General features: G+C 42.6%; 6 protein-coding genes and 1 pseudogene. 5 read left to right on the top strand and 2 right to left on the bottom strand.

The window, feature by feature from the left end; translation table 11 throughout:
* The 5 genes and pseudogenes from E1163_RS30360 to E1163_RS03185 form a co-directional block, all read left to right on the top strand.
* Positions 1 to 197: pseudogene (locus E1163_RS30360) on the top strand (hypothetical protein); the annotation flags it as partial.
* A gap of 3 nt (positions 198 to 200) precedes the next feature.
* On the top strand, positions 201 to 689 hold the full coding sequence (locus E1163_RS03200; RefSeq protein ID WP_246223482.1) for a DUF2231 domain-containing protein: 489 nt from the start codon (positions 201 to 203) through the stop codon (positions 687 to 689).
* Positions 682 to 1596 carry a cation diffusion facilitator family transporter gene (locus E1163_RS03195; RefSeq protein ID WP_155169379.1) on the top strand — a complete coding sequence of 305 codons (915 nt, stop codon included), beginning with the start codon at positions 682 to 684 and terminating at the stop codon, positions 1594 to 1596. The genes E1163_RS03200 and E1163_RS03195 overlap by 8 nt, the downstream gene beginning before the upstream one ends.
* Positions 1597 to 1717: 121 nt before the next feature.
* On the top strand, positions 1718 to 2092 hold the full coding sequence (locus tag E1163_RS03190; protein ID WP_155169377.1) for a hypothetical protein: 375 nt from the start codon (positions 1718 to 1720) through the stop codon (positions 2090 to 2092).
* Positions 2089 to 2997, top strand: coding sequence for a ribose-phosphate diphosphokinase (locus E1163_RS03185; RefSeq protein ID WP_155169375.1), 909 nt, complete (start codon positions 2089 to 2091; stop codon positions 2995 to 2997). Before E1163_RS03190 ends, E1163_RS03185 begins: the two co-directional genes overlap by 4 nt.
* 112 nt (positions 2998 to 3109) lie before the next feature.
* Here E1163_RS03185 and E1163_RS03180 read toward each other — a convergent pair whose 3' ends face one another.
* Together E1163_RS03180 and E1163_RS03175 are read right to left on the bottom strand one after the other, a co-directional pair.
* Positions 3110 to 4108, bottom strand: a complete 999-nt coding sequence (locus E1163_RS03180) for a PQQ-binding-like beta-propeller repeat protein (protein WP_155169373.1) — start codon at positions 4106 to 4108, stop codon at positions 3110 to 3112.
* Between the two features lie 48 nt (positions 4109 to 4156).
* Positions 4157 to 6052, bottom strand: a complete 1896-nt coding sequence (locus E1163_RS03175; RefSeq protein WP_221417922.1) for an eCIS core domain-containing protein — start codon at positions 6050 to 6052, stop codon at positions 4157 to 4159.
* Between the last annotated feature and the right edge of the window lie 30 nt (positions 6053 to 6082).

The raw sequence follows: 6082 nt of genomic DNA, 5'->3' as shown, positions 1-6082 counted from the left end.
AAGCCGATAAAACTGAGATATATGTAAAAACAGCAGACAACAAAACGCTTGAACTCTACTTTACAGACCAGACCACACTTACCAGAAACGGTGAAGCCGTAGAGTTTAACGTACTTCAGGAAGGCATGAAGGTAGAGGTTGAGGTAGAGAAAGTGGGCCAGAGACTTGATCCCATAGCAGTAAGAGTACTGGAATAAAGCATGGAATTATTACCGGACTGGATACGGACAGAGGTTTATCACGCCCTGTCCGTTCATTTTCCAATTGCATTTCTTTTACTGGGCACACTGCTGAAGCTGATCGCAGTATTTGTGAAGAGGGATTTTTTAACTACATCCGGAAGCCTCTTGCTCTATCTCGGCACAATTACAGCATGGGTGGCTATTTACACCGGAGACTTGGCTGATGGAAGGGTAAGCAGGTCGATCTGTGACCCTACAGTGCTAAAAAGCCATGAAAATATGGCTTACTACCTGACATATATTTTCACGGCAGCTTCTATTTTGGACATGGCCATACTATCAGAAAAACTCACCCGGTTTAGAAGGATTGGAACAGTTGCTATAGCTACTTTAATGCTCATAGGAAGTGGCTTGCTCACCTACATGGGTGACTTAGGAGCATCATTGGTATATCAACAGGCAGCGGGAGTTTCAGTTCCCTCTGAAGATTGCAAAGAATTTGAATAAAGAAGTACAGGAAAGCATTCCTCATCCTACGCAAAAAGGCCTGAAAACCACATTGGTTGGAATTATTATCAGTGCCTTACTCGCTGTAGTAAAAGCCCTGGGAGGCGTATTTGGCAATTCATATGCCCTGATTGCCGATGCTATAGAGTCGGCCGGAGATGTACTCTCATCCGTGATGCTTTGGATAGGTCTCAAATGGTCAGCCCGGCCTCCTGACAAAAACCACCCATACGGACATGGCAAAGCAGAAGCCCTAATGTCTGTAGCCATTGCCCTGGCGCTGACTATAGCAGCCATTATCATCACAAGGGACAGCATTCACCACATCATAGAACCCCATAAAACTCCGGCACCCTATACGCTCATAATCCTTGTTGGCGTGATCATCACTAAGGAGCTGCTTTATCGCTATGTGCTTAAAACGGGCGTAGAAATCAATAGTGGAGCTGTAAAAGCAGATGCATTTCATCATAGAAGTGATGCCATCACCTCGGGGGCTGCATTCATAGGCATTACCATAGCCATTATTGGCGGAGATGGGTACGAGGTAGCAGATGACTATGCTGCACTGTTTGCCGCAGTGGTCATTCTTATCAATGCCTATTTGATTTTACGGCCAGCAATAGGTGAGTTGCTGGACGAATCAGTCGTACCTGAGCTGAACAGACAGGTAAAAGAACTGGCAGAACAAGTGAAAGACGTACACAAAGTAGAAAAATGTCATACCCGCAAAATGGGCGTAATGCATGTAGTAGATATGCACATATGGGTCGACTCCGACATGACAGTAGCGGAAGGTCATGAAATCGCCCATAATGTTAAAAATCACGTGAAGAGCCACCTTCCGGAGATATTAGATGTCCTCGTGCATGTGGAACCCGCAGAAACAGAGGAACATAAGCTATAATCTCTGGCAAATAGACCTCACGGATACATGAGGTGCTTTTTCCACAATGTAAATTAACCAAATCCCATAGCTTTTAAGTTCTTGCAAATAGTTTTATCTTGGAGACCTTAAATCTATAGCAATGACTTTACCTTTATTTTCCCAATCGTGGCTCTCAATGCTGCTATTTATTCTTTTTGCACTCATCATTAGTATAGGCAGTGTACAAACCTTCCGAAAGCATGTGCAACGAAAAAGCGATTTCATGCTGCACTCCCTCATACCTCTGGGTATGGCTGCACTTTCTTTCAGTGTAATTGGCCTGATTAAAAATTATATGGTTTCTTTACAGCACGTTGATGCAGCCGGGGAAATGACAAAACTTAAGCTGGCACATGCCGTGGTACACGGTTCTCTTGGAGGTGCCCCATATGTGATCTTAGGGCTGTTGTGTCTCGGTATCAGCTACATTTTTATGTATATCAATCAGGACAAGACCGATAAACCCCTTTCATGAAAAGAATTTTATTTCACATTACTGATTACGCCTACCTGGCAGAGAAGGTACTCAAATGTGGCGATTTTGAAGAAGGCATTGTAGAAGTTGACCATTTCTCCGACGGTGAAAGGTACCAGCGTATACTTACCGATGTTGAAAACAGGGATATTGTAATATTGGGAGGCACCGTAAACGATGAAGCCACCCTGGAGCTATTTGACCTCGCCTCTTCCATTGTAAGCTGTGGAGCCAACTCACTAAGGATGATTGTCCCCTACTTTGGCCATTCCACCATGGAGCGGTCCGTGCTACCCGGAGAAGTAGTGACTGCCAAAACCCGCGCAAGGCTATTGTCTGCCATACCAAGAAGCAACAAAGGCAACAAAATTTACCTTTTTGACCTTCATACCGAAGGTATTCCCCACTATTTTGAACATCATCTTTACCCTGTCCATGTATACTGCAAGAGCATAGTCATGGAAGCTGCACGTGCGTATGGAGGTGATAATTTTGTTTTGGCCAGTACTGATGCAGGACGTGCCAAATGGGTGGAGTCTTTAGCCAACGATATGGGCGTAAATGCTGCATTTGTATTGAAAAGAAGGATAAAAGGAGACCAAACAGAGGTCAGTGCCATCAATGCAGACGTGGAAGGTAAAGATGTAGTTATATATGACGATATGATCAGATCAGGAGGCAGCATTGTGAATGCCGCAAAAACCTACAAAGATGCTGGTGCCAATAAAATATTTGTAATCACTACACATGGTATTTTCGTCGGCAATGGCCTGCAAAAGCTCAAAGACTGTGGCCTTATAGAAAAAGTGATATGCACCGACACTCACAAAAATGTAAATGCTTTTAATGATGAGTTCCTCGAAGTCAGAAGTATAGCTGAATTGATTTGCAGCCAGCTTCATTAACCCATCACTGCATTGCATTTATACACCTATAACAGGCTCAGCACTAAGTTGATATAGTATGGTTTGGTTGCCAGAACTGAAAAGTTGAATCACTTTTCATTTGAGAATTTCTTTATTTCATGCTCACTTTTACCAATTCACCTCCTTGTGAAATGAAGACAACTTCATCCTTATAAAAAACAGCATTTGTTAAACTTGTGAATTCCAAATCAAATTCATCAACAAGCTCTCCTGTATTTAGGTTGTAAATTTTCAACTGCTTATCTGAGAATAAGGAAATACGATTGTTATCCGGATCAACAGAAGGATGTGTAATAGAAGGTGATTCCAGATTGTATTTTTCCTCCATGCTATTACCACTTAGGAATATAATGTTATTCGCGGTAAAAAGTAGCACATCTTCCCCTACAACTTCTATTTTTTCGATAGACGCCCCTGCACGATATTCATTTACAGTTATACCTGAAGAAATATCTACCCTGGACAAAACGTCGTCTCTAACCAAAAACAGGTTATTGCTACTTAACAGCAAATTCTTTTTATCCTGATGCTTATTGTCAAAACCAATTTCCCAGGCACTCTCCTTTGTATTATTTTTTGAGTAAGCATGCAGTTGATTTTGCTTCCATGACGTAAATAAAACGAGTTCATCAGTTATGCCAACGTAAACAAACACCTCATTCTCATCCTTTAGAGGAGGAAAAGGCACCCCTCGAATAACCTGACCATTGCTTAAATTATATGTGAAGAGTTTAGTACTGTCCTTATCAATTCCTATAAGCTGAGCTTCCTTCTCGTCCACATATAAAGCACTGGTAAGGTTAGAACTCAGATTACCACTCCAACTGATTTCATTCAGCCTTGTATTAAATGCCATTATATCATCTGATGATTGAAGAAGTACCCCTTCATCAAACCCTACAGGCCTTCTGGTCCCTACCATATCCGGTGACATCCACACAAGTTTACCCTGATCATCTAAAATCATGTATCCTCTTGAAAAGTTAACTATCAATTGATCACTGATAACATTTAACTCTCCCCCATTAAAATTCGAATCAGAAATGCCTTCAATACTGATTTTTTCAACTGCTGGTTTGTTGCAGCCCATAAGTATAATGTATAATAGGTTAAAAAAAATAACTGGTCTGTTTATCATTTAAAACATATCAAGGTCTATAATAGAATTTATTGGTGTGTTTTTAATAGCTTCATACAGCTTCCTTGCACCTTTGGGGGCATTGCTTCTGATCTCTTCTGCTGTGAGTTCTCTGCTCGTATTTAGTTCGTGCCTGGCAAGCCACTCCCTACCTTGATCGTACCCATTACTTTCCCTTTCATATGATTCATTATTATCTACCCAAATAGAGCCGTTACCATCCTTCACAAACCACACCTTACACAAAGAAGACTCTAGAGTTAATGCATCCAATATACCATGATTAGGCGTGCTGGCCCAGAAACGGAATGATACGCTGAATGGCAAGTCTTTGATCTTTGCACCTTTCAAGTGCCCATAGGTGCTTTCATTTACATCGGAGGCTATGGCTTTGGAGATACTTAATCTTGGGCTATTATATTTACCTATACCTCCCATAGGGCCGGTTATAAGAAGTTGTCCACCCCTTGCATCAGTCTCGGTTATTCTTCCATCAGTCTGATAGAACTCACGGATTTTTTCCTTGTTGCCAGCAGTTTCAGGATTGCCTGTTATCCCTGCTTCAGTAGTTACATGTATTACATCCTGAAGCTTCATGTAACCAATTGTGAGCTGCTGCATGATTGGCTCGACATCGGCTATTATTCGCTTATAAGACTCATCAAGTGTATAAGCCAGGAAAGCAAGCTCTTCGTCGGTCATTGACTCAAGATCATTGGTAAAAACATCAACTGCCGAATACCTTTCGGAATCAAACATTTCTTTCACTGATTGAACATAATAATCCTTGAGACCACTTCCCACTGCTGAAGACAATCCTTTGGTGGCATTTACACTCAGTTCATTAGACGGTGAAGTAAGTACCCCTTTCAGTTTATCATACCCCACTTCATAAAGCTTTTTCAGGGCATCTACAGATGCATCTGTAGCCACTTCCCCAGCCACTTTGGAAATCACATTACCTGCTACCTTCCCCAAAGCTCCACCAATCCCTGCTCCTAATATGGTAAGTGCTAACTCCAGGGCAAATGCTCCGGGTTTAAAATCCTGGATATCTGCGTTTTTGCTCCACACATTGGCCACTGATGTCTTTTGGTCCCTGATAAAAGAAATTATCTCCGGAATAAAAGAAATCAGGCCTGATCTTCCTTTTCTTTCCAAAATCCCACTCCATGGATAATTGCCCTTCATCTGCACTGCATGGGCACTGCTCCCTGCCACATGGGCAAATTTACCCTGTGCCGCCTTTTTTCCCATATCATCAGCTTCCTTCTCCAGCCTTGGGTCATCATTCACGGGGGTACCTTTGGCCTGCGTATTAGCTTTTACCCTGCCCTGCCTCTGCTGCACAACGTGCGTTAATTCATGTCCGATAAGCTCCTGCCCTTTGGTACTGTTCGGGTTATACTGTCCCGGCGCAAAATGGATATCGTTCCCCTGAGCATAGGCAAGAGCGCCCATGTTAGTAGCACTGGAAGAGTTGTTGTGGACTTTCACATCGCTAAAGCTGGTATTGAAAGCCCCTTCCATTTTTCCAAGTACCGATGACGGCAGGCTTCCCGACTGACTGGCAGTATTGCCTCCTGTAGATTGGCCATTGCCAGCTTTCATCTGCACCTTTTTTTCCTCTTCCTTCACGTCTTTATCAACCATTTGCTGAACAGGCTGATTGGCCGATTTCATTTGAGAAGCAGAACCAGAGCCTGAAAAAGCCGATCCGTTCCCCAGGCTACTAAAAGCCCCTGCCAAAGAACGTGACGCAGGTTTGAACCCCGCCTTTCCTGTAGCATTAAATACTTTGGAATCAGGGGATAAGTTATCTTTATCTAAATTGCTATTTTTCCTACCTGGCGCGGTTGCGGATTGCTGTTGGTTTTGAAGAAGGTTATCTTGCATAATGAATTGGTATAGCTAATGTGCTAAGAT

The sequence above is a fragment of the Fulvivirga kasyanovii genome (genome assembly GCF_009711405.1).
GTDB lineage: Bacteria > Bacteroidota > Bacteroidia > Cytophagales > Cyclobacteriaceae > Fulvivirga > Fulvivirga kasyanovii.
This window is presented reverse-complemented; position numbering and strand designations above follow the sequence as displayed.

Coding starts and splice junctions, on each gene's coding strand:
- E1163_RS03200 (WP_246223482.1), top strand. CDS start 201: ATGGAATTATTACCGGACTGGATACGGACAGAGGTTTATCACGCCCTG.
- E1163_RS03190 (WP_155169377.1), top strand. CDS start 1,718: ATGACTTTACCTTTATTTTCCCAATCGTGGCTCTCAATGCTGCTATTT.
- E1163_RS03185 (WP_155169375.1), top strand. CDS start 2,089: ATGAAAAGAATTTTATTTCACATTACTGATTACGCCTACCTGGCAGAG.
- E1163_RS03180 (WP_155169373.1), bottom strand. CDS start 4,108: ATGGGCTGCAACAAACCAGCAGTTGAAAAAATCAGTATTGAAGGCATT.
- E1163_RS03175 (WP_221417922.1), bottom strand. CDS start 6,052: ATGCAAGATAACCTTCTTCAAAACCAACAGCAATCCGCAACCGCGCCA.